The sequence below is a fragment of the Streptosporangium heterodermiicola genome, assembly GCF_051390675.1.
Taxonomy (GTDB): domain Bacteria; phylum Actinomycetota; class Actinomycetes; order Streptosporangiales; family Streptosporangiaceae; genus Streptosporangium.
The window spans coordinates 140,943-162,679 of record NZ_JBPJSR010000016.1; the positions used below are offsets into that span (position 1 = coordinate 140,943).

General features: G+C 72.6%; 17 protein-coding genes and 1 riboswitch. Of the genes, 7 read left to right on the forward strand and 10 right to left on the reverse strand.

Annotated features, from left to right (window positions below):
• Window positions 1–172 precede the first annotated feature (172 nt).
• The 4 genes from ACSC1Q_RS30400 (at window position 173) to rsgA (ending at window position 4,831) form a co-directional block, all read left to right on the forward strand.
• Window positions 173–571: a YccF domain-containing protein gene (locus tag ACSC1Q_RS30400; RefSeq protein ID WP_436762114.1), complete on the forward strand. Its 399-nt coding sequence runs from the start codon at window positions 173–175 to the stop codon at window positions 569–571.
• Window positions 572–664: 93 nt separating this feature from the next.
• A complete protein-coding gene (locus ACSC1Q_RS30405; RefSeq protein ID WP_436762115.1) occupies window positions 665–1,693 on the forward strand; it encodes a YihY/virulence factor BrkB family protein in 1,029 nt (342 codons plus the stop codon).
• Window positions 1,687–1,770, forward strand: a riboswitch (ZMP/ZTP riboswitch). Its footprint overlaps the gene before it by 7 nt.
• A 31-nt stretch (window positions 1,771–1,801) precedes the next feature.
• Window positions 1,802–3,058, forward strand: a complete 1,257-nt coding sequence (gene glyA / locus ACSC1Q_RS30410; RefSeq protein WP_436762116.1) for a serine hydroxymethyltransferase — start codon at window positions 1,802–1,804, stop codon at window positions 3,056–3,058.
• Between the two features lie 645 nt (window positions 3,059–3,703).
• Window positions 3,704–4,831, forward strand: a complete 1,128-nt coding sequence (gene rsgA / locus ACSC1Q_RS30415; protein WP_436762117.1) for a ribosome small subunit-dependent GTPase A — start codon at window positions 3,704–3,706, stop codon at window positions 4,829–4,831.
• Between the two features lie 131 nt (window positions 4,832–4,962).
• Here the strand turns inward: rsgA and ACSC1Q_RS30420 are convergent, their stop codons facing one another.
• The 4 genes from ACSC1Q_RS30420 to ACSC1Q_RS30435 all read right to left on the reverse strand — a co-directional run bounded on the left by ACSC1Q_RS30420 (window position 4,963) and on the right by ACSC1Q_RS30435 (window position 8,696).
• Window positions 4,963–5,277: a WhiB family transcriptional regulator gene (locus ACSC1Q_RS30420; protein ID WP_012893126.1), complete on the reverse strand. Its 315-nt coding sequence runs from the start codon at window positions 5,275–5,277 to the stop codon at window positions 4,963–4,965.
• 104 nt (window positions 5,278–5,381) lie between these two features.
• Window positions 5,382–6,329 carry a ferredoxin family protein gene (locus tag ACSC1Q_RS30425; RefSeq protein WP_436762118.1) on the reverse strand — a complete coding sequence of 316 codons (948 nt, stop codon included), beginning with the start codon at window positions 6,327–6,329 and terminating at the stop codon, window positions 5,382–5,384.
• Between the two features lie 199 nt (window positions 6,330–6,528).
• Window positions 6,529–8,106 carry a glycerol-3-phosphate dehydrogenase/oxidase gene (locus ACSC1Q_RS30430; RefSeq protein ID WP_436762119.1) on the reverse strand — a complete coding sequence of 526 codons (1,578 nt, stop codon included), beginning with the start codon at window positions 8,104–8,106 and terminating at the stop codon, window positions 6,529–6,531.
• The gene (locus ACSC1Q_RS30435; RefSeq protein WP_436762120.1) at window positions 8,103–8,696 is read right to left on the reverse strand and encodes a TetR/AcrR family transcriptional regulator; all 594 of its coding nucleotides are present in this window, start codon (window positions 8,694–8,696) and stop codon (window positions 8,103–8,105) included. The genes ACSC1Q_RS30430 and ACSC1Q_RS30435 overlap by 4 nt, the downstream gene beginning before the upstream one ends.
• Window positions 8,697–8,742: 46 nt before the next feature.
• On the opposite strand from ACSC1Q_RS30435, the gene ACSC1Q_RS30440 reads away from it, so the two are divergent.
• On the forward strand, window positions 8,743–10,317 hold the full coding sequence (locus ACSC1Q_RS30440) for an FAD-binding oxidoreductase (protein ID WP_436762193.1): 1,575 nt from the start codon (window positions 8,743–8,745) through the stop codon (window positions 10,315–10,317).
• A gap of 34 nt (window positions 10,318–10,351) precedes the next feature.
• Here the strand turns inward: ACSC1Q_RS30440 and ACSC1Q_RS30445 are convergent, their stop codons facing one another.
• Window positions 10,352–10,762, reverse strand: coding sequence for an acyl-CoA thioesterase (locus ACSC1Q_RS30445; RefSeq protein WP_436762121.1), 411 nt, complete (start codon window positions 10,760–10,762; stop codon window positions 10,352–10,354).
• Window positions 10,763–10,867: 105 nt separating this feature from the next.
• On the opposite strand from ACSC1Q_RS30445, the gene ACSC1Q_RS30450 reads away from it, so the two are divergent.
• Window positions 10,868–12,376: a metallophosphoesterase family protein gene (locus ACSC1Q_RS30450; protein ID WP_436762122.1), complete on the forward strand. Its 1,509-nt coding sequence runs from the start codon at window positions 10,868–10,870 to the stop codon at window positions 12,374–12,376.
• 35 nt (window positions 12,377–12,411) lie between these two features.
• Entirely contained in the window at window positions 12,412–14,016 is a 1,605-nt protein-coding gene (locus ACSC1Q_RS30455; protein WP_436762123.1) for a bifunctional 3'-5' exonuclease/DNA polymerase, read from the forward strand.
• Between the two features lie 30 nt (window positions 14,017–14,046).
• Here the strand turns inward: ACSC1Q_RS30455 and ACSC1Q_RS30460 are convergent, their stop codons facing one another.
• The 5 genes from ACSC1Q_RS30460 to ACSC1Q_RS30480 all read right to left on the reverse strand — a co-directional run bounded on the left by ACSC1Q_RS30460 (window position 14,047) and on the right by ACSC1Q_RS30480 (window position 21,706).
• Window positions 14,047–15,420 carry an MFS transporter gene (locus ACSC1Q_RS30460; protein WP_436762124.1) on the reverse strand — a complete coding sequence of 458 codons (1,374 nt, stop codon included), beginning with the start codon at window positions 15,418–15,420 and terminating at the stop codon, window positions 14,047–14,049.
• A 183-nt stretch (window positions 15,421–15,603) separates the two neighbouring features.
• Window positions 15,604–17,724: a serine/threonine-protein kinase gene (locus tag ACSC1Q_RS30465; RefSeq protein WP_436762125.1), complete on the reverse strand. Its 2,121-nt coding sequence runs from the start codon at window positions 17,722–17,724 to the stop codon at window positions 15,604–15,606.
• A 217-nt stretch (window positions 17,725–17,941) separates the two neighbouring features.
• Window positions 17,942–19,351: a YlbE family protein gene (locus ACSC1Q_RS30470; protein WP_436762126.1), complete on the reverse strand. Its 1,410-nt coding sequence runs from the start codon at window positions 19,349–19,351 to the stop codon at window positions 17,942–17,944.
• 68 nt (window positions 19,352–19,419) lie between these two features.
• Window positions 19,420–20,826 carry an AllF/FdrA family protein gene (locus ACSC1Q_RS30475; protein ID WP_436762127.1) on the reverse strand — a complete coding sequence of 469 codons (1,407 nt, stop codon included), beginning with the start codon at window positions 20,824–20,826 and terminating at the stop codon, window positions 19,420–19,422.
• The gene (locus tag ACSC1Q_RS30480; RefSeq protein ID WP_436762128.1) at window positions 20,813–21,706 is read right to left on the reverse strand and encodes an oxamate carbamoyltransferase subunit AllH family protein; all 894 of its coding nucleotides are present in this window, start codon (window positions 21,704–21,706) and stop codon (window positions 20,813–20,815) included. Before ACSC1Q_RS30480 ends, ACSC1Q_RS30475 begins: the two co-directional genes overlap by 14 nt.
• Window positions 21,707–21,737 lie beyond the last annotated feature (31 nt).

The window sequence follows — 21,737 nt, forward strand, 5'->3', positions numbered from 1 at the left end:
GTAAGCCGGGTAAGCCGGGTAAGCCGGGTAAGCCGGGTAAGCCGGGTAAGCCGGGTAAGCCGGGTAAGCCGGGTAAGGGGGCGGGCCCCACTCGGGCCGGGGTCGTGATCAGGGGCGCCTCAGGGTGACACCGGATGGAACCGGCCTCGTCCCGCCTGACATGCTCGTAAATATGCGGACGCTGTTGAACGTCATCTGGCTGGTCTTCGCGGGAATCTGGCTGGCGATCGGCTACGTACTCGCGGGAATCGTGTGCTGTGTCCTGATCATCACGATCCCGTTCGGCATCGCGTCGTTCCGGATCGCCGCCTACGCGCTGTGGCCCTTCGGCCGGACCGTGGAACGCGACCCCGACGCGGGGGCGCTGTCTGCCATCGGCAACGTGATCTGGTTCGTCGTGGCCGGGATCTGGCTCGCGATCGGGCACCTGCTCACCTCGATCCCGCTCTTCCTGTCGATCGTCGGCATCCCGCTGGGCCTGGCCAACCTCAAGCTGATCCCGGTCTCCCTGCTGCCGCTGGGCGCGCGCATCGTCGACGTGGACGACGCGGAGGCGTTCTACCGCAGGTAGGTTTCGCCGCGAGGGGTACGGGCAGGTGTGCGAGATTCGATCGTTGCCCGCCCGACTCGTGATCAAGCGCGGCTAGGAATACCGTTGTGTGGCATGACGTCCACTGATGCCCCGGCCCATCGGCCCGGGCCCGAGCGGCGCCCTCCGCGCGGGCCCGGGACGCGGTTGCGCGCCGGTGTCGCGTGGATCCGCGGGACGGACGTCTGGGCCAGGCTGCGGGCGCTGCTCTCGTGGATCCGCGGCACCGACACGTGGACCCTGATCGTCGCCACCACGAACGCGGGCGTCACCTACCGCGTCACCGGCCTGGCGGGTGAGGCGGCCTTCTTCGCGCTGCTGTCGCTGCCGCCGTTCATGCTCGGCCTGATCGGCGTGCTCGGCCAGCTGACCCGGGTGTTCGGCCCGGAGACGGTCAAGAACGTCAGCGACTGGATCGACCAGCAGGCCCACCTGCTGTTCACCGACAACGCCGTCGACACCGTCGTCACCCCCCTCATCGAGGACGTGCTGAAACCCGAGAACCAGGTCTCGCTGATCTCCCTGGGCTTCCTGCTCGCGCTCTGGTCGGGCTCGCGGGCGCTGTTCGTCTACGTCGACCTGATCTCGGTCGCCTACGGCCTCGGCGAGGAGCGCGGGATCATCCGCACCCGCCTGATGTCCTTCGGGTTCTATCTCGCGGGCCTGCTGATCGGGCTGGTGGTGATGCCGGTGCTCGTCCTCGGCCCGGCCGCGCTGCGCGGGGCCCTGCCCGCCGACTACACCGTGCTGGTCGACATCCTCTACTGGCCGGTGGTCGTCATCGGCTCGGTGATCTTCCTCACCCTGCTGTACCACGTGAGCGTGCCCGTGCGCACGCGCTGGTGGCGCGAGCTGCCCGGGGCTCTGCTCGCGCTCGTCATCTGGATCGTCTGTGCCGCCGTGCTGCGCGCGGTCCTCGCCGCCTGGTTCTCGCCGGTCTCCATCTACGGCTCGCTCGCCGCCCCCATCGCCGTGCTGCTGTGGCTCTACATCACCGCGCTGGCCGTGCTCATCGGCGCCACGCTCAACGCCGAGGTCGACCGGCTCTGGCCCGTCGAGGGCGCAGGTCGCGCCGGGCGCGGGGCCCAGTCCGCTATCGTCTAAGCCGTGACTGGCGCATAAGGTGGGAGAGACCACCGGGGAGCGGAAGGGCGAGGAGGCCGAGCGCCTGGGTCTTCGCGCGATGTCGACGATGACAGGGAGTGAAGGCGCATGAGCGCTCTTTCCAGCGTGGATCCGCAGATCGCCGAGCTCATCAGGGCCGAGGAGCGGCGGCAGGCCGACACCGTCAAGCTGATCGCCTCGGAGAACTACGTCTCCAAGGCCGTCCTTGAGGCCACGGGCACCGTCCTGACCAACAAATACTCCGAGGGCTACGCCGGTAAGCGCTACTACGAGGGCCAGCAGGTCATCGACCAGGTCGAGACCCTCGCCATCGACCGGGCCAAGGCCCTGTTCGGCGTGAACCACGCCAACGTGCAGCCCTACTCGGGCTCGCCCGCCAACCTCGCCATCTACCTGGCCTTCCTGAAGCCGGGCGAGACCGTGATGGGCATGGGCCTGCCGTTCGGCGGCCACCTGACCCACGGCTGGTCGGTCTCGGCCACCGGCAAGTGGTTCAACCCGGTCCGCTACGGCGTGCGGCAGGACACCGGCCGCGTCGACATGGACGAGGTGCGTGAGATCGCCCTCCGCGAGCGCCCCAAGCTGATCTTCTGCGGTGGCACCGCTGTCCCGCGCACGATCGACTTCCCGGCCTTCGCCGAGATCGCCCGCGAGGTCGGGGCCGTGCTCGCCGCCGACATCGCGCACATCGCCGGCCTGGTGGCCGGTGGCGCCCACCCGTCGCCGGTCGGCCACGCGGACGTCATCTCCACCACCACCCACAAGACCCTGCGCGGTCCCCGGGGCGCGATGCTCATGGCCACCTCCGACGAGCACGCCACCGCCCTCAACAAGGCCGTCTTCCCCGGCCTGCAGGGCGGGCCGCACAACCACACCACCGCGGCCATCGCGGTGGCGCTCAAGGAGGCGTCGACCGACGACTTCAAGGACTACGCCCGCCAGGTCGTCCTGAACGCGCAGGCGCTGGCCGAGGAGCTCCTGAGCCGGGGCTTCGACCTGGTCTCCGGCGGCACCGACAACCACCTCATCCTGTTCGACCTCACCCCCAAGGGCATCGGCGGCAAGCCCGCCGCCCAGGCCCTCGACAGGGCCGGGCTGGAGACCAACTACAACAGCGTGCCCTTCGACACCCGCAAGCCGTTCGACCCCTCGGGCATCCGCATCGGCACGGCGGGCGTGACCAGCAGGGGCATGGGCGTCACGGAGATGCGGCAGATCGGCGCCTGGATCGACCAGGTCGTCACCGCCCTGGCCAAGGACGAGGAAGAGGCCAAGCACGTGATCACCCGGGTCCACGGCGAGGTCAGGGAGCTCACCTCCCACTTCCCCGCCCCCGGGCTGTGATCTTCCCCATCCCTGGTCCGTGATCGTGCCAGTCGCGGCGGGGTCGCCGTTCGTACGACCTTCGCGGGCTCGTACGGTCCGCGCGTCTTCGGGCGCGTGACACCCCGTGCCCCCCTGGGTCCGGGTGGCCTCCGGGGCGCGGTGACGCGCTGATCGACGACCGATCGGGCATCGGACCGGCCATCGGCCGGTCATGTGGAGCGTGGAGCGGAACGAGAACGCCCGGCCGGGATTCCCCGGCCGGGCGTTCTCGCGTGGTCGGGCGGTGGGGAGATCCACCTCGGGGCCGGAGTGCGCGGTGCGGAACAGGGGGTCGGAACCCCGCCGGGCGACAAGGGGGCGGGACACGCCACGCGGAGCAAAGGTCCAGGGTGCGCGCCGGGCGGGACAAGGGTCCGGGGCGCCGGGTGACGGCGGTGTCCGGGCCGGACCCTTCGGGGCGATCGGGGAAACACCGCAAATGTGTTTGCGCCGGACGGGAGGCGCTGCGCTAAAGTTCTCCCGGAGACGCCGTTCGACAGACGCGCGGCCACGAGGCGACAGGAGGTGGGGACCTATGCGGGTTGTTCTGACGAGCCTGCCGTCCATCAACCTCCGGGTGCCCGCCTAACCGATTCGCGACAGGGCACCCGGCCTTCCACAAGGGTGCTTACGTTGTCTTCGCCAATCGTCTCTTCCTCATCCGTTCTCACCGCGCTCGGCTGGAACGACTCCTTCGCCGCCGAGCTTCCCGCGGGCCTGACCCCCGCCCGCGTGTCCCGCGTCGATCGCGGTGCCGCCGAGGTGCTCACCGCCTCCGGGCATCTCCGGGCCGACTACGGCGCCAGGGTGCGCCGCGACGCCGCCGCCGACCCCGTCGCCCTGCCCTGCGTCGGCGACTGGGTCGGCCTCCGCCGCCTGGCCGAGGGCCGCTCCGAGCTGGAGGCGCTGCTGCCCCGGCGCACCGCGTTCGTGCGCGGCGGCGTCGCCAGGGTCTCCAGGGGCGGGCTCTCCGGAGACTCCAAGGGGCAGGTGCTCGCCGCCAACGTCGACGTCGTCTTCGTCGCCGAACCCGCCCTGCACGCCACCGACACCGCCGACCTGGGCAGGATCGAGCGGCTGCTCGCGCTCGCCTGGGAGAGCGGGGGCCGTCCCGTGGTGCTCGTCACCAAGTCCGACCTGATCGGCGAGGGCCTCGACTTCCTGATGGACGAGGTCGCCTCGGCGGCGCCGGGGGTGGACGTTCACCCGATCTGCTCCGTCACGGGCGAGGGCGTCGACATCGTCCGCGGGTACCTTGGGGGCACGCGCACCGCGGTGGTGCTCGGCGCCTCGGGGGCGGGCAAGTCGACGCTCGTCAACGCCCTGGCGGGGCAGGGGGTGATGGAGACCCAGCAGGTCAGGGCCGGAGACGGCCGGGGGCGTCACACCACCGTGCACCGCGAGCTCATCCCGCTGGCGGGAGGCGGCCTCATCATCGACACGCCGGGTATCCGCCGCGTCGGCCTGTACGACATGGGCGAGGGCGTGGACATGGTCTTCTCCGACCTGGAGGAGCTCGCCGGGCGGTGCCGGTTCGGCGACTGCCGCCACGACAGCGAGCCGGGCTGCGCCGTGATCGCCGCGATCGAGGACGGCACGCTCCCGGAAAGGCGGCTGGAAAGCTGGAACAAGCTCCAGAGGGAGGCCGCGTGGATGGCGTCCAGGAGTGACGCGCGGCTCCGCAAGGAGCTTCAGGGCAAGTGGAAGAGCATCACCAAGGAGATGCGGAAGCAGGGCCGCAACAGGCCCTGACCCTCGGGGAAAGCCCGTCGTGCGGTCGCCCGCCCTGGGCACCGCACGAACGGGGCCCGACACGACAACGTGTGATCTCGCAGGGGGTGCGCGAGATCACACGTGCGGGGGAAGCCGGGTGGAGGTACTGCTCAGGCGACGGCACTGATGCCGGCGCTGGCGGCGCGGCGCATACGACGACGACGCTCGGAGGCGCGCTCGTCCTCGTTCAGACCGCCCCAGGTGCCGTACTTCTCCGGACGGGAAAGCGCGTAGTCCAGGCACTCTGCGCGAACAGGGCACTGGGCGCAGATCGCCTTGGCCTTGCGCTCGCGGATGTCACGCTCGGGCTGGCGCTCGCCGTCGGGGCCGAAGAAGAGCACGAGGTCCTCGCCCCGGCACGCGGCGTCATCCTGCCAGCCCCAGCTGGGCCGAGGCCGGGCGGTCTGCCGACGTACCTGAGACATGAGAAAACCACCTTATAGTGAGAGGTATTTCTGGTTAATGCCGCATTAGACGCTTTTGACGTCCCTGGGTCCAACGCCTGGATTGGCCGTGATGTTCCCTCAGGTCAGGTCAGGGCGGACGTGGCGTACCGCACAGGGGTGAGCCTGTCCAGCGTGACCAGCCGGTAGGTAGTGATCGTATCGGCGCAAGCCGTACCACATGGCGTTGTTAGCGTCATGGGTTCAACCACTACCCGAAAACGAGCGCCACTACCGCGCACAAATGCCTCGGTGACGGCGCCGTCCAACCTGGAGGACTCCACGGCCACTCCGCCAACCGAGAGATCACCCGTATGAATGCGGATGAAATGCTCAGCGGCCTGCAGTGGCTCAGGGATGCCTGCGCGTCCCCGGAAACGGTCGAGGATGACCTCGCCGGACCGGTACGCGTCGGCTGCCGCGATCGCAGCAGCCTGAGACATGCTGCCGTAGTAAAGCCCGTGTGGCAAGCACACGAGGTTGGCGGCGTATCGATCGCCGCCAACATGTGATGTTTCCCATACTGTGTCCGGCAATGTTTTTGCCAAGGACCGAGCTAGGGGTAGTCCAATGCGGGCGCAGCACGCGTTGCGCTTGGCATGCGTGCAGACCAGAAAAACCGGCTCACTCACAAGTATGCAGGACTCCGGGACCACTCCGGCCACCACGCTGTCAAGGTTAAGATCGTCCGGACCTGCGATGACGCCTTCGGCGATCCATGGCTCGGCCGAGCCGGAGTCGGCGACCATGACGTGAATGCCGGTTTCCTCGGGGTTCCGGCGTCCGGGACGACGGATCAGCTGGGGCCGGATGCCGAGCCGCGTGGCACGTTTGACAAGGATGTGAACATCCTCGGGGAGGCTGCAGTCCTCCAGGTGGGAGGCCCAGGGGCCGGAGTGCTCGATGAGCAGCCAGAAGCGGGCTCCGACGGTCGCGCTGGCGTAGACCGGCAGCTCGCCGGTGTGGCAGCCCGGCGGGTGGGTGCACCCCTTGGGGGCCAGGTCCGCCCTGCTCACGACACTTCCCGTGCTCACGCTCTCTCCTCGCTCCGACTTAGGTAAGACTAACCTAACAGGCGGATCCGAGTGGCGAGAGTGAAACGATCATAGGCCTGTGAAAGCGACGTGCCCTCGGGAGGGGGCGGTGGCTCGGCGGCCTTCCCGGTTCACGGCACGGGTCGGCCGGTGCGGCGCGCGCCAGGGGGATCCGACGGCTTTCCCGGCTCCAGGGGGATCAGTAGGCCAGTGCGGCGCGTGCCAGGGGGAGGGCCGCGTCGCGGTCCTGCGGGACGAGGCCGATCCTGGTCCGCCGGTCGAGGAGGTCGTCCACGTCCAGGGCGCCCTCGTGCCTGACCGCCCAGACGAGCTCGGCCCCGGTGACCCCGGTCGGCCCGGGCTGGGCCAGCCAGGGGTCCTCCGCCATCAGGGCCCGTACGGCGCCCGCCTCGCTCCCGTACCGCTCCAGCAGCCGGTCCGCCTCCCGGTCGCCCTCGCCGTTCGTGCCGTTTCCGCTGTTTCCGCTGTTTCCGCCGTTCGCGCGGCGCGCGCCGTCAGGGGCTTCGGGACCGTTCGCCGGGATGGCCCCGATGAGGGGGAGATCCGCCGTGCGGCTCCGTCCCGCGTCGAGCCGGCCCAGTGACACGGCCCGGTCGACCGCCTCCTCGGCCATCCGCCGGTACGTGGTCAGCTTGCCGCCCACGATCGTCACCATCCCGTCCGGCGTGGTCAGCAGCGCGTGCCTCCTGGACAGGTCGGCGGTGCGGCCGTCGGCGGCGATCAGTGGCCGCAGCCCCGCGTACGTCCCGGCGACGTCCTCGCGCCGGACCGGCTCCTCCAGCACGGAGTTCAGGACGGCGAGCAGGAAGGTCACGTCCTCCTCGGGTACCGGCGGGACGTCCGGGACGGGGCCGTCCACCGGTTCGTCGGTGAGGCCGACGTGGACCCGCCCGTCGGACTGGGGGAGGACCAGGGCGAAGCGGTTGCCCTCCCCGGGGATCGGCACGTGCAGCCCCGCGGCCAGGCCCGGCAGCGTCTCGGGCCGCAGCACCAGGTGGGTGCCGCGCGAGGGACGCAGCCGGATGCCCGGGTGCAGCCCGGCGGCCCAGACGCCGGTGGCGTTGACCACCGTCCTGGCCCGGATCGTGAAGGTGTCCCCGCCGAGCTCGTCGCGGACCAGCGCGCCGTCGCCGGACAGCTCCAGCGCCCGGCAGCGCGTCAGTATCCTCGCCCCCAGGGCGGCGGCCGTCCTGGCCACGGTGACCACCAGGCGGGCGTCGTCGGCCAGCCGCCCGTCCCACGACAGCAGGGCGCCGCGCAGCCCTCGCGAGGTCAGCGGCGAGGCGAGGGCGAGGGCCTGCGCGGCGGAGATCCGCGACGGGCCGGGCAGGAGGTGGTGGGGCGTGCGCGCGGCGATGCGCAGCCCCTCGCCGACGCGGTACCCGGTCATCACCAGCGCCGCGTGACTGCGGGAGACCTCGTGGACCAGCGGCAGCAGGTAGGGGTGGGCCCTGACCAGGTGCGGCGCGGTGCGCCCGAGCAGGCGTCCGCGCTCCACCGCGCTCTCGTACGCGACCCCGACGTGTCCCTTGGCCAGGTAGCGGAGGCCGCCGTGGATCATCTTGGAACTCCACCGGGAGGTCCCGAAGGCCATGTCGTAGGCGTCGATCGCGGCCACGGAGAGCCCCCGGGAGGCCGCGTCGAGCGCGGCCCCGGCGCCGGTGGCGCCCAGGCCGACCACCAGCACGTCCACCACGAGGTCGCGCACCTCGGCCAGCTCGCGTTCGCGGCGGGTGGCGTTGAGGGAGGAGTTCACGGTCGCAGGTACCTTTCCAGGAGCGTGGCGAGCTCGGCGTCCAGGTCGTCCGGCCCGACCGAGGAGACCGGGGTGTCAGGGCCGGCCGGGTCGAGCATGGTCGGGCCGGAGAGCAGGAACGACTGGGCGGTGAGCAGCACGGCCCTGGACAGCCTCGCCGGGTCACCGGGACGCACGGTGCCCTCCTCCTGGCCCCGGACGATCGCGGCCTCGACGAGCGCGAGCATGGCCTCGTGGCTGGCTCCCCTGCGGTCGAGCAGGTAGGGCAGGAGCAGCTCCGGGTCGACCTCGACGATCTTCCGCCAGAGCGGGTGGACACGCAGTGCCCGTACCACCGCCACCGCCGAGGTGACCGGGTCCCCGGTCGCGAAGCGGTCCGCGACGCGTACCCACTCGCGGGTCATCAGGTCGGCGACGAGGGTGCGCACGTCGGGCCAGTGGCGGTAGATCGTCATGCGGGAGAGCCCGGCCCTGCGCGCCACGTCGGTGAGCGTGGTGCGCCGCACCCCCACCGCGAGGACCGCCTCGCGGGCGGCGTCCAGGACCCGGTCGGTGCTGTCCGCGTCTGCACTGTGACGAATAGACGTCATATGTCACAGTGTAAGGGTGGAAAATCCGACGAGTGCCGCAGATCCCATGCTCTGGTCCGGCTGGGGCGACCCCGGAAAGGCCGCCGACCTGCCGGAACCGGTCAGGAAACTTCTCCAGGACGTGCTGGGCGTGCGCCCCCGGCAGGACAGGGCCGCCGAGCTCGGCGAGGTGCGGCTGCCCGCCGTGACCCTCTCCCCGTCCGTCCTGGCGGAGCTGCGCGGCGTCGTCGGCGACGGCCACGTGCGCTCCGACGACGAGACCCGCGTCCGGCACACCCGGGGCAAGTCCACTCCCGACCTGATGCGCATGCGCGCCGGGGACGGCTCCGACGCCCCCGACGCCGTGGTGCTGCCCGGCTCTCACCGAGAGGTGCTGGAGGTGCTGTCGGTGTGCGCCGCGCACCGGGTCGCGGTGGTCCCGTTCGGTGGCGGGACCTCCGTGGTCGGCGGCCTGGTCGCGACCCGGCGGGGCTTCGCCGGTGTCGTCGCGCTGGACCTGGCCAGGCTGGACCGGCTGGTCGCCGTCGACGCGGAGTCGATGGTCGCCGAGATGGAGCCGGGGCTGCGGGCCCCGGAGGCCGAGCGGCTTCTGGCCGGGCACGGGTTCACCCTAGGTCACTTTCCGCAGTCGTTCGAGTACGCCACGCTGGGGGGTTTCGCCGCCGCCCGGTCCAGCGGCCAGGCCTCGGCCGGGTACGGGCGCTTCGACGACATGGTGGTCGGCGTGACCGTGGCCACCCCGCGCGGCACCCTGGAACTCGGCCGCGCGCCCAAGTCGGCGGCCGGGCCCGACCTGCGCCAGGTGATCCTCGGCTCCGAGGGCGCCTTCGGGGTGATCACCTCCCTGCGGCTCCGCGTCCGGCGCGCGCCCGCCGAGCGGGTCTACGAGGGGTGGCGGTTCGCGTCGTTCGCGGAGGGATCGGCCGCGCTGCGGCACCTCGTCCAGGAGGGCGTCGTACCCACCGTGCTGCGCCTGTCCGACGAGACGGAGACGATGGTCGGGCTGGCCCGCCCCGGCGAGATCGGCGCCTCGCCGGCCGGCGCGGGCTGCCTGGCGATCGCCGGGTACGAGGGATTCTCCGAGGTGCCCGCCCTGAGGGAGCGGGTCGCCGCCGCGCTGTCCGGCCTCGGCGGCGTCCCCCTCGGCACGGAGCCGGGGGAGTCGTGGGCCCACGGGCGCTACTCCGCGCCCTACCTGCGCGACTCGCTGCTCGCCGACGGGGCGACCGTCGAGACGCTGGAGACGGCCGGTTTCTGGTCCAACCTGCCCCGCCTCTACGACGCCGTACGGTTCTCGCTGCACGCCTCACTCGGATCGCCGCTGGTCATGTGCCACATCTCCCACGTGTACGGCACCGGGGCCTCCCTGTACTTCACGGTCGTCACGGCGCAGGGCGAGGACCCGGTCGGGCAGTGGGAGGCGGCCAAGCGGTCGGTCAACGAGGCGATCGTCGCCGCCGGGGGCACCGTCTCGCACCACCACGGCGTCGGCCGCGACCACCGGGAGGCGTACGCGACCGAGATCGGCGACCTGGGCGTGGAGATCCTGCGCGGGATCAAGGACCGGCTCGACCCCGAGGGCATCCTCAACCCCGGTGTTCTCGTTCCTCCGGAGAGGTGATTCTCCCTCGGAGAAGTGAGCGGGTGTGGGGAGGTCAGCCGGTGACCACGAGTTTCTCCATGGCCTCGCGGAGCGGTCCGGGGATCCCGGCGGGCCCGCGCGTCTCCCGGTCGACGAACACGTGGACGAAGTGGCCCTCCGCCACGACCGTCTCGCCGTCCTCGCGGAACAGCCCCAGCTCGTACCGGACGCTGGAGCGGCCCAGGTGGCCGACCCGCAGCCCGACCCTGACGGCCTCGGGGAAGGACACCGAGGCCCGGTAGGCGCAGTGCGACTCGACGCACAGGCCGATGGTGTCGCCGCCGTGGATGTCCAGGCCCGCGGTCCTGACCAGCCAGGTGTTGATCACCGTGTCCATCATCGAGTAGTGGACGGCGTTGTTGACGTGGCCGTAGACGTCGTTGTCCTTCCACCTGGTCGGAACCGTCTCCCAGTAGGCGTACACGGTAGAACCATATTCCAGAGAGTGGCCTGGCGAGTTCCGGACGGGCCGGTCCCGATACCGGAAGAGGGTGTGCGGCCTTTTAAGATCGTTGCCAAGATATGGGGCATGGTTGACATTGGACAGGCGGCGGAGCGCGGGCGTGAGGCCTCCTCCCGGGTGTCGAAGGAGGGCGCGGGCTGGTCCTGCGTCCAGACGGGCACCTTCACGGAGCTGCTGCCCAGCAAGGAGACCTTCTCCTGGCTGAACCCGCGCACCATCTGGCGGTCGCGGAACGAGGTCCTCGCGATCCTGTTCGGAGACCCCTCGGGACAGGTGCGGGCGCGCTGGGTGGGCTCCCAGCGGGACCGGGGCGTCGACCCCTCCTTCCGCATCCCGATGGACGTCGGCCCGGAGTTCTCCTTCCTGGTCCTCGGCGACACGGGGGAGGGCGACGCCTCGCAGTACGCCGTGGTGCCGGGCATGCTCAAGATCGGCGAGGACACCTCCTTCGCGGTCGTCGCCAGTGACGTGATCTACCCCACCGGCTCGGGCAACGAGTACGAGGACAAGTTCTTCCGCCCGTACCAGGACTACCGGGCGCCGATCTACGCGATCCCCGGCAACCACGACTGGTACGACGGTCTCGGCGGCTTCATGCGCGTCTTCTGCGACGCCCCGGCGCTGGCGGCCGAGAACGAGGGGTTCAAGCTGTCGCCCTCGGGGCTGCGCGGCCTGTTCTGGCGCAAGCCGGAGAAGATCGACGAGGCCCGGCTGGCCAGGGCGCGCGAGCGGCGGTCGAGGCCCGAGCAGCGGGTCGTGCAGCCCGCCCCCTACTGGGCGATGGAGACCCCGGGGCTGCTCATCGTCGGCGTCGACACCGGGATCCGCGGCGACATCGACAGGGAGCAGGCCGACTGGCTGCGCGCGGTCTCCCGCGACCCCCGGCCCAAGCTGCTGATCACCGGGAAGCCCATCTACACCCGCAACGACCACAAGCCGTCGAAGCTGGCCGGAGGCGGCACCATCGACGACATCGTCACCGATCCCGCGCACAACTACGTGGCGGCGATCGGCGGCGACGTGCACAACTACCAGCGCTTCCCGATCAAGGTCGGGGAGCGGACCATCCAGTATCTCGTGGCGGGCGGCTCCGGGGCGTTCATGCACGCCACCCACACCATCCCGAGGGTCACCGTCGGCGGCCTGGACGAGGACGACTACCGCTGCTACCCGCTGCGCGGCGACTCGCTGTCGTTCTACAGCAGGCTCTACAGCGACCGGCTGCGCATACGCTGGCTCTATCTCACCCCCGACGAGAGCGCGGCGCTGATGTCCCGCCAGATCGGCAACACCCCGGTGCGCGACACCCCGCCCGTGCCGATCACCCGGCGGATGAGGTGGGCGGCCCGGATCCTCGGCGGCTGGCCGATGCCGCTGCGGCTGCCCGTGGGCAGGACCTTCCACCGCTACCTGTCGGAGCTGTCCGACTGGGACACCCCGCCGTTCTTCAAGAGCTTCCTGCACATCTCGGTGACCCCCGAGACGCTGAGGATCCGCTGCTTCGCCGCCACCGGCTGCCTGCCGCAGGAGATCGAACCCCCGCTTGAGGACGAGATCGCCATCCCGCTCGTCTGATCGGGATTGTCGTACCGGCGTGGCAGGGTTGGGGTATGCACGTGTCGGTCGCGGCGGCTCCCGGGGGTGGGGGCGTGCTGCGTGTGGACGGCGAGCCCGCCGGGGCCGTCGCCGATCTGGCCTCGGCCGTCCGCGAGCTGGAGGCCCGAAACCCGCGCTGGGTCTGGGCCGACACGCGGGAGGTCTACCCCGCGCTGCTCGCGGCGGGGGTGCGGGTGGCGCGCTGTCACGACCTGGTGCTCACCGAGAGCCTGCTCCTGGCCCACGAGGGGCGGTTCGGCGAGCCGAGGTCCGTCTTCGCCGCCTACGCCCGGTTGCACGGCCTCCCCGTGCCCGACGACCACCACGGGCCCGCGGGCGGGCAGGCGCGGCAGGCCACCCTCTTCGAGGAGGAGCCGCCCCCGCCGGACGCGAACCTGGTCGCCGAGGTGTACGCCGACCAGTTGCGCCGCGTCGAGGCCACCGCCGACCCCCGGCGGTTCCGGCTGCTGGTCGCCGCCGAGTCGGCCGGGGCGCTGATCGCCGCGGAGATGGCCCGGGAGGGCATGCCCTGGCGGGAGGACGTGCACGACGAGCTGCTGACCGGCCTGCTCGGCCCGCGCCCGGTGCACGGCATGCGGCCGGTCAAGCTCCAGGCCCTCGCCGACCAGGTGGCCGCCGCCTTCGGCACGTCGTTCAACCCCGACTCCCCGCAGCAGATCGTCAGGGCGTTCAAGGCGGCGGGCGTGCCGGTCGCCTCCACCCGGGCCCACGACATCAAGCAGGTCGAGCACCCGGGCGTCGCGCCCCTGCTCGCCTACAAGGAGATGGCGAGGTTCCACAGCTTCCACGGCTGGGCCTGGGCCGACCAGTGGGTGCGCGACCACCGCTTCCGGCCCGAGTACGTGGTGGGCGGCGTGGTGACGGGCCGCTGGGCCACCAACGGCGGCGGCGCCTTGCAGATCCACAAGCTGATGCGCAAGGTGATCGTGGCCGATGAGGGCTGGACGCTCGTCGTCGCCGACGCGGCCCAGCTGGAGCCGCGGGTGCTGGCCGCGATGGCGGGAGACGGCGGCCTGGCCAGGGCCGCCGGGGAGGTCGACCTCTACCAGGCGCTGGCGAAGGCGTTCGGCGGCGAGCGCGACAACGCCAAGCTCGCCATGCTGTCGGCGATGTACGGGGGCACCAGCGGGGACGCGTCCAGGCTGCTGGCCGTGATGCGCCAGCGCTTCCCCCTCGCCCACCGGTTCGTGGAGGACGCCGCCCGCGCAGGGGAGGAGGGCAAGGTGGTCCGCTCCTGGCTGGGCCGCACCTCGCCCCCGCCCTCCGCCGGGTGGCGGGAGCTGGTCTCCGGCCCCGAGGGAGCCCGCGCGGCCCGCGACCGCGGCCGGTTCACCCGCAACTTCGTCGTCCAGGCGACCGCGGCCGAGTGGGCGCTCGCGCTGATGGCCGTGCTGCGCGGCCTGCTGCCCGACCCGGCCAGGCTGGTGTTCTTCCAGCACGACGAGGTGATGGTGCACTGCCCGGCCGGGCAGGCCGACGAGGTCGTCGCGGCGGTCGGCAGGGCCGCGGAGGAGGCGACCCGGCTGCTGTTCGGGCCGACCCCGGTGCGCTTCCCCATGCAGGCCGTCCCGGTCAGCTGCTACGCCGACGCCAAATGACGCCCGGCGACCCCTGATCGCGGCTCGGGCTCAAACCCGGGCCCGGGCTCGGGCGTGGGTCAGGGCCAGCCAGGCGCCGGTGACCGTCACCATGACCGCGACGGTCGCGGCGAGCACGCCGTACGACAGGGTGCCGACGATCACTCCGGCGATCACGGTGCCGGTCGCGCCGCAGACGTTCATCAGCAGGTCCGAGAGGCCCTGCACGGGGGCGCGGTGTTCCAGTGGCACGGCCTCGCTGAGCATCGCCGAGCCGGAGATCAGCCCGCACGACCAGCCGAGGCCGAGCAGGACGAGGCCGACGGTCACCCGCGTGACGTCGTGCGCCCCCGCGCCGCCCGCGAGGACGCAGGCGGTCAGCAGCAGGCCCATCCCCAGCACCAGCACCGGGATCCTGCCGACCCGGTCGGCGAGCCAGCCGATCACGGGTGACAGGACGTACATCCCCGCGATGTGCAGGCTGATCACGACGCCGATGACGGTGTACGTCGAGCCGCCGTGGTCGAGGTGGACCGGCGTCATGGACATGACCGAGACCATCGCGGTGTGGCTGACCGCGATCGCGACCAGGGCGCGGCCCGCCACGGGCGTCCCGCGCAGCACCCGCCAGGCGGTACGGAACGTGCCCTGGCCCTTCTCCGGGTTTTCCGGGGAGCCGGACGGGCCGGAGGCGGGAGACGCGACCGGGGCCGGCAGCGCGGCGCGGGCCAGGAGCAACGGGTCGGGGCGCAGGGCGATCACGATGATGCCGAGGGAGATCGCGAAGCCCAGCAGGGCGAGGGCGAACGGGCCGCTGCCCGCGGACAGCCCGAGCCCGGCGCTGAACCGTTCGGCGGGCTCCGCGAGGTTCGGCCCGGCGACCGATCCGATGGTGGTGGCCCACACCACCAGCGACAGGTGCCGGGCCGCGTGCCCGGGCGGGGACAGGTCGGTCGCGGCGTAGCGGGAGGCCAGGCCGCCCGCGCTGGCCGCGCCGAACATCAGCAGCCCGGCCAGCAGCAGCGGCCACGATCCCAGGCCGACGGCGAGCAGCGAGACCAGGCAGCCGAGCAGGGCGCATCCGTAGGCCAGGGCGAGCCCGGCCCGCCGGCCGCCCTTTCCCGACGATCTCGCGGTGGGCAGCGCCAGCAGCGCGGCGCCCAGCACGACCGCGGTCCCGGCCAGCCCGCTGAGCGCGGTGGAGCCGGAGAGTTCCTCCATGGTCACCGAGCTGAAGGTGAGCCCCACGGCGACCCCGATCCCGCCGCTGATCTGGGCCGTGGACAGGACGGTGAGTGTCCGCCGCCGCACGGCGGCGATCCTCTCCTCGCCGGGAGGACTGCCGGGAGAACCGCCGGAAGGGGCGCCGGGGGAGTCGTCAGGGGAGCCGCCGGGGTTCGCGGTGTTCGTGGGGTTCGCGGTCACGAGCGAAGTCTGCCATCACTCATGACCGCGCCACGGGATCATTACCCATGACGCATCACGAGGTCATCGCCCGTGACCGCACACCCCGGGGTCGTCACTCGTGATCGCGCCACGAGGTCGTCACTCGGTGACCGAACGCCACCCGGTCGTCCCACCGGCGGGGTGCGGGGACGACCGGCGGGATCAGTCGACCGGTACGAAGGTGGCGAAGAACGTCTGGAGGATCTCCGCGTTCCTCTCCCAGTCCAGGTCCTGGACCCTGAACGTGATCTGGTAGGCGGTCAGGCCGTTGACGGCGACGTAGCGCGTCAGCCCGTGCATCGGGACGCCGTTGGGCTGGACGTAGGTGTACTCCCAGTCCGCGGCCTTCCACGCGCGGTAGCTCACCGTCGTCACGCCGACCTCGGTGTACTCGTCCAGGCCCTTCTTGCTCGCCCTGCTCAGCGCCAGCACCGGCTCCGCGACCGCCACCTTGGCGACGACGATGTTCTGCCCACCGCCCTTCGGCCCGGAGAAGGTGGCCACCCCGCCGGAGCCCTCCTTCACCGTCCAGCCGTCGGGCACCGCGCCGGAGACACCGGCGGCGTCCAGCAGCGTGAAGCCCTCGGGGACCTCGCTCGGCCCGGCGGGCGTCAGCGGCTCGGCCGCCGTGGAGATCGCGCTGGACGGGGCCGCGGGGGCCGCGGGATCGGAGTTCCCGCCGGGCAGGAAGACGAGCAGCCCGGCGACCACGATGGCCAGCACACCGCCCCCGCCGAGCATCAGCAGGCGGAGGTCGGGGCCGCCGCCGTCGTTCACCGGCGCGCGGCGCGCGGCCCCACGTGATCCGGTCCGGCTGGGGGAGGTGAGCTGCGAGTCCCGTACGGCGGCGCGGGAGGGCGTCTCCTTCGAGGAGGGCGTGGGCCAGAGCGCCGCCTCGCGGGCCCGGGACGCCTCGCTCTGCCCGCCGCGCCGGGGTGCGGCGGGTGGCGCGGACGGCGGCGCGGACGGCGCGGGGGCGGGCAGGTCGCCCGAGAAGCTGGTGAGCGGGTCGAACGGGTTGCCGTCGGGCCCGGTCGCGGGGATGCGCAGCGCGTCGTAGCCGCGCTGGTGCCCGCCGGCCAGGCCGGTGGCCGCGTCGGCCTGCGGCCCGCCCGCACGGGAGAACCCGCCGGAGGCGGGGCCGGGGAAGGACAGCAGGTCCGCGCGGTGGGACCCCGAAGGTCCGGCGAGCGCGTCGTAGGGGAGCGGGTGGCCGCCCGAGGAGTCGTTCGCCGAGCCGTACGGCACCCGGATCGGGCCGGAGGGCGTCTCGATGATCCGGGAGGGCATCGGCCCAGACGGGATGTCCAGCGGGGGCATCAGGTGGATCGGCATGGAGTCGCCGGGGACCGGCATCGACGAGGGCGCCGGGCTGGGCGCGCGGTTCGGGGTGCTGGAGCCGTGGCTGCGCAGCACCCTGTCGAGCAGGTCGGACACCTGCGAGGCGCTCATCCGGTCGGCGGGGTTCTTGCGGAGCAGGCCCTCGATGACGGTGATCAGGGCGCCGGCCCGCTGGGGGCGGCTGGGCTCCTGGGTGAGGATCGCGCCGAGCACGGCCACCGCGTCCGGCCCCTCGTAGGGGGGCCGTCCCTCGACCGCCGCGTACAGGGTGGCGCCGAAGGACCACAGGTCGGAGGACTGCGTGACCGGCTGGCCGGAAAGCCGCTCCGGCGGGATGTAGGCGGGCGAGCCCATCAGCAGGCCGGTCTGGGTGATCGCGACGTCGCCCTCTATGGCGGCGATGCCGAAGTCGGTGAGGACCACCCGGTCGGAGGTGAGCAGCACGTTGCCCGGCTTGACGTCGCGGTGCATGATCCCGGCGGCGTGGGCGTGGCGGAGCGCGTCGAGCACCCGTACGCCGATCTCGGCGGCCTGGACCACCGGCAGCGGCCCGCTCTGCCGCACGGCCTGCTCCAGCGACCAGGCGCGGACCAGCTCCATCACGATCCAGGGGCGGCCGTCCTCCTCGACGACGTCGTGAACGGTGACGATGCCGGGATGGCTGAGCCGGGCCGCCGAGCGGGCCTCGCGCAGCATCCGCCGGTGGGCTCCCTGGGTGCCCGCGTGGTCGAGCCCGTAGGGGAGGATCAGCTCCTTGACCGCGACGTCCCGGTCGAGCAGGACGTCGTGCGCGTGCCACACCATGCCCATCCCGCCACGGCCCACCGGTGACACCAGGCGGTAGCGCCTGCCCACCAGCCTGCCCTGGCCCTCCGGTGTTCCGCCCGCGGAATCGCCGCCCTCAGGCCCCTGGGGGTTTCTCCCGAGCAAGCGATCGGTCATCGTTCCCCGTTCCCCATAACCAGCGCTTTCGTGAGGTGGACACGATAGCGAGATGGCATTTGGTTATGGAAGTTTGCATGCTGAGAAAGCACGTGACGGTATTTGTCAGGATCGGTGTTCTTCAGATCACTGAGCCTGCGTCCGCGCTCTGACGTCGCCGAATGCTACCGGCGGATGGACAAATTGTCAGCTTTACCCAATCTTAATAGATGAATGATCACTCAGTCGTCCGATGTTCACGATCGGCCGCCTCGGCCAGCGCGGCCAGCGCCGAGGTGAAGGCCGAGGCGGGCGGGCTGACCAGGCCCGCGCCGACCTGCCCGGTCCCCGCGACCCGTCCGGCGATACCGGTGTTCACGGTGGGCAGCAGGCCCGTCCTGGCGACCAGCGTGACGTCGACGCCGACCGGCGTGCCCCGGAAGTCCAGCCCCGGGATCTGGTACGCCGGGTGCTCGGCCAGGGTGATCTCGTACATGGACCGGGTGGCCGCCATCGCGTCCGACACGTCGCCGCCGACGAACCGCACGATCGCCGGGGCCGCGGCCATCGCGAAGCCGCCCAGCCCCGCCGTCTCGGTGATCGTCGAGTCGCCGATGTCGGGGTTGGCGTCGTCCGGGCCGTACGCGCCCAGGTAGAGGCCGTCCGGCACGCCCGCGGGGCCGGTGAACCACCGGTCGCCCAGCCCGGAGACCTGGACCCCGAAGTCGGTGCCGTTGCGGGCCATCGCGACGACCATCGTGGAGCCGGGGACGTCCCGCGCGGCGTCCGTGCTGACCTTGCACGCGGCCATGCCCGCGTTGAGGAAGAAGTGGTCGTTGCCGTTGACGAAGCGCAGGACCTCGGCGGCGTGGCCGGGGGCGGCCTCCACCACGTCGGGGGCGAGCTCGCGCACCAGCAGCGAGGTGGCGGCGCGGTTGCGGTTGTGCAGCTCGTCGCCCATCTGCAGGGCCTGCGCGGCCAGCGACCTGAGGTCGAGCGGCCCGCTCCGCTCCAGGGTGGCCTGGAGCACCGGGCCGAGCACCTCGCCCATCCAGCGCAGCCGCTCCAGCACCTCGGGCCCGTACGCGCCGTACCGCAGCACCTTGCCCAGGCCCTCGTTGAGCGAGCAGTAGGCGGTGCCGCCGTGCTCGGCGTCGCGGACCTCGAACATCCACATCGACGGGGTGACCACGCCCGCCATCGGCCCGACGGTCCGGTGGTGGTGGCAGGAGTCCAGCCGGGCCCGCCCGGCGGCCAGCAGCTCCTCGGCCTCCCCGGCGTCGGCGGCGAGCCCCTCCAGCAGCATCGCCCCGATGAGCGCGCCCCGCATCGGGCCCGACGCCCGTTCCCACTCGATCGGCGGTCCCGCGTGCAGGAACGTCCCCCTCGGCAGGTCGAGCACCTCGTGCGCGGGCCGTACCCCGACGAGCTGCGGCCGCGCCGAGACCAGGCGGCCCACGGCCGTCTCGTTGGCGCGAACTCTGCGCGGGTCGGCCAGCACCCTGGCCAGGTCCGCCTCGGTGCCGGACATCGGCGGGCGCCAGTCCACCCGGACCCGCGGGACGGCCTGCGCGTCCAGCGCCTCGCCGAGCACGTCGGCCCCCACCGTGATCACTTCCGGCTCGCCGGAAAGCATGGACAGCGTCATCAGTTCTCCTGAACCTGAAACCCGGGCCCGGGACCCGAGCCTGGAGACCTCCGCCTTCCGGCGAGCGGTCAGCGAGCGTTCGCGGCGGTCCCGGCGGCCGCTCGCGCGGCGTACCCGGCGGCACCGGCGTTGGACGTGAACACCGCGGCCCCCGCCGCGTTCAGGGCTCCGGCCTGCGCGGCCAGCCCCTGCGGGTCGCCCTCGGAGCCGACCAGCGCGACCACCGCCGTGACGCCCCTCGCGACCGCCTCGGCGATCGCGGGCGCGAGCCTGGCGGCGGGGTCGGGGTCGGCGCCGTGGCCGAGCACCACGTCGAGCAGGACGACGTCGCCGGGCGGCACCTCGGCCAGGGCCTCCAGGCGCAGCGTGGGGTCGATCATCGGGTGGGCCCTGCCGACCGTGTAGGCGTCGTCGCCGAAGTCGGTGAACTCGCCGGTCCCGGCGATGAGCCGCGCCTCCACGCACAGCGTCCCGCCCGAGTAGATCCCCCGCACGTTCCCTCCCGGAGGCGCGCCGGACGTTCCGGGGGCGGGCCAGGAGGGCCAGGCGGGGACCGGGACGCCGAGGGCGCGCAGGGCGGCCTCGGTCACCGAGGTCAGGTCGGCCTGGCCGGAACCGAGCAGCGCGGTCACGACCGGCGTGCGGAGTTTCGCGACGGCCTCCTCGACGACCCGGGCGACCTCGGGGGCCGGAGGCTTGGAGATCAGCACGATCAGCTCGGTGGCCGGGTCGGCGTCGAGGGCCTCCAGGGCGCGCAGGGTGGACAGCCCGCCCACGTCCGCGGACAGGTCGCGGCCGCCCACGCCCAGCACGTGGGACACCCCCACCCCCGCCAGGTCGAGCAGGCAGGTCACCTGCTGAGCGCCGGTCCCCGAGGCGGCCACCAGCCCGACCGGGCCCGGCCGCAGGACGTTCGCGAAGCCGAGACCCGCCCCGCCGACCACCGCGGTGCCGCAGTCGGGACCCATGACCAGCACGCCGCGCTCGGCCGCGCGCCTCTTGAGCAGCACCTCCTGCTCGACCGGCACGTTGTCACTGAAGATCATCACGGACAGGCCCGCCTCGACCGCGTCCAGCGCCTCGGCGAACGCGTGCGGGCCCGGCACCGAGACCAGGGCCAGGGAGGCGGCGCGCTCGCGGGCCGCGGCGCGGACGGTGCGCGGAGGGCGCTCGGCATTGCCGCCGCCACCGCTCGCGGACGGGGCCGACAGCGCGGCGAGCAGCCCGTCGAGTTCCGTGGACGCGGCGTCCAGGGCGTCCGCCTCGCCGCGCAGCGCGATCAGCAGGTCGGCGGGACCCGCCTGGGGAAGGCCGAACCCCAGCTCGGCGGCGATCCCGAGGTTGAGCTCGGTGGCCATCGCCACCACCGCGACCTCCACGCCGGGCAGCGCGGCCGCCGTGCGGCTGACCCGCATCAGGCTCACGGAGTCGTGGTAGACCCCCGTACGCGTCCGGACCACATCAGTACTCGCCATTGCCCCCGCCTTCCAGATCGATCACCGCCGCGAGCCCGATCCGCAGCCCCCACGCCAGGTCCGCCCCGGAGGTGTGGCCCAGTTGCAGGAGGCGGTGCAGCGCCGGCTCCAGGGACTGCCGTCCCGCGACGCCCCGCAGCACGGCCAGTACCTCGCCGCTCGCCTCGCCCCTGGCGGCGCAGTGCAGCAGCGCCGCCGAGATGGGGGTGGTCCTGCCGCGTACGTCGAAGGTGACCGCCGCGGCCAGCCAGTCGGCCAGCCAGACGGCCCGGCCCGCGCCCGTCGCCCCGCCCAGGTGGCGCAGCGCGACCAGCAGCCCCGCGAGCACGTCGTCACCGCTCGGCGTGAGCCCGGGGCCCAGACCGACCAGCTGCTCGGCGGCCATCACGCTCTTCAGCAGCGAGCCCTCGGCGCAGCCCTGGGCCAGCAGGCCGGCCGCGCCGTTGCCCTCCAGCCCGGGACGCCTCGGCGACCGCTCGCACAGCTCCGCCATCACGGGCAGCGAGCGGGCCAGCCGCGCCGCGTCTACGGCGCCGAGCGGCGGGGCCGGGTTCCACCAGCGGTGGGCCCGCAGGCTGAGCCGCCCGATGTCGATCGAGCCGTCGCCGACGGACGCCTCGTCGCCCACCGCGACCCGGGGCATCGGGCCGGTGACCACCATGGCGTTGGGCAGGCGGGTGGCCTCGCCGGTCACCACCGCGATGACCTGCGGTTCCAGCTCGGTGCGTACTTCAAGGTAGACGCCGGCGGGGAAGGCCGCCAGCACCCGCGCCGGGCGGCGGGGCGCCTCCAGCATCTGGCGCAGGGCCGTGCTGGCCGCGCCGGTCCGGTGCGTCCGTACGTGCACGCGCTGCGCCCTCGGGCGCGTCTTGATGCTCATGAGCGCTCCTCGGCCGGCCCCGCGGGGGTGA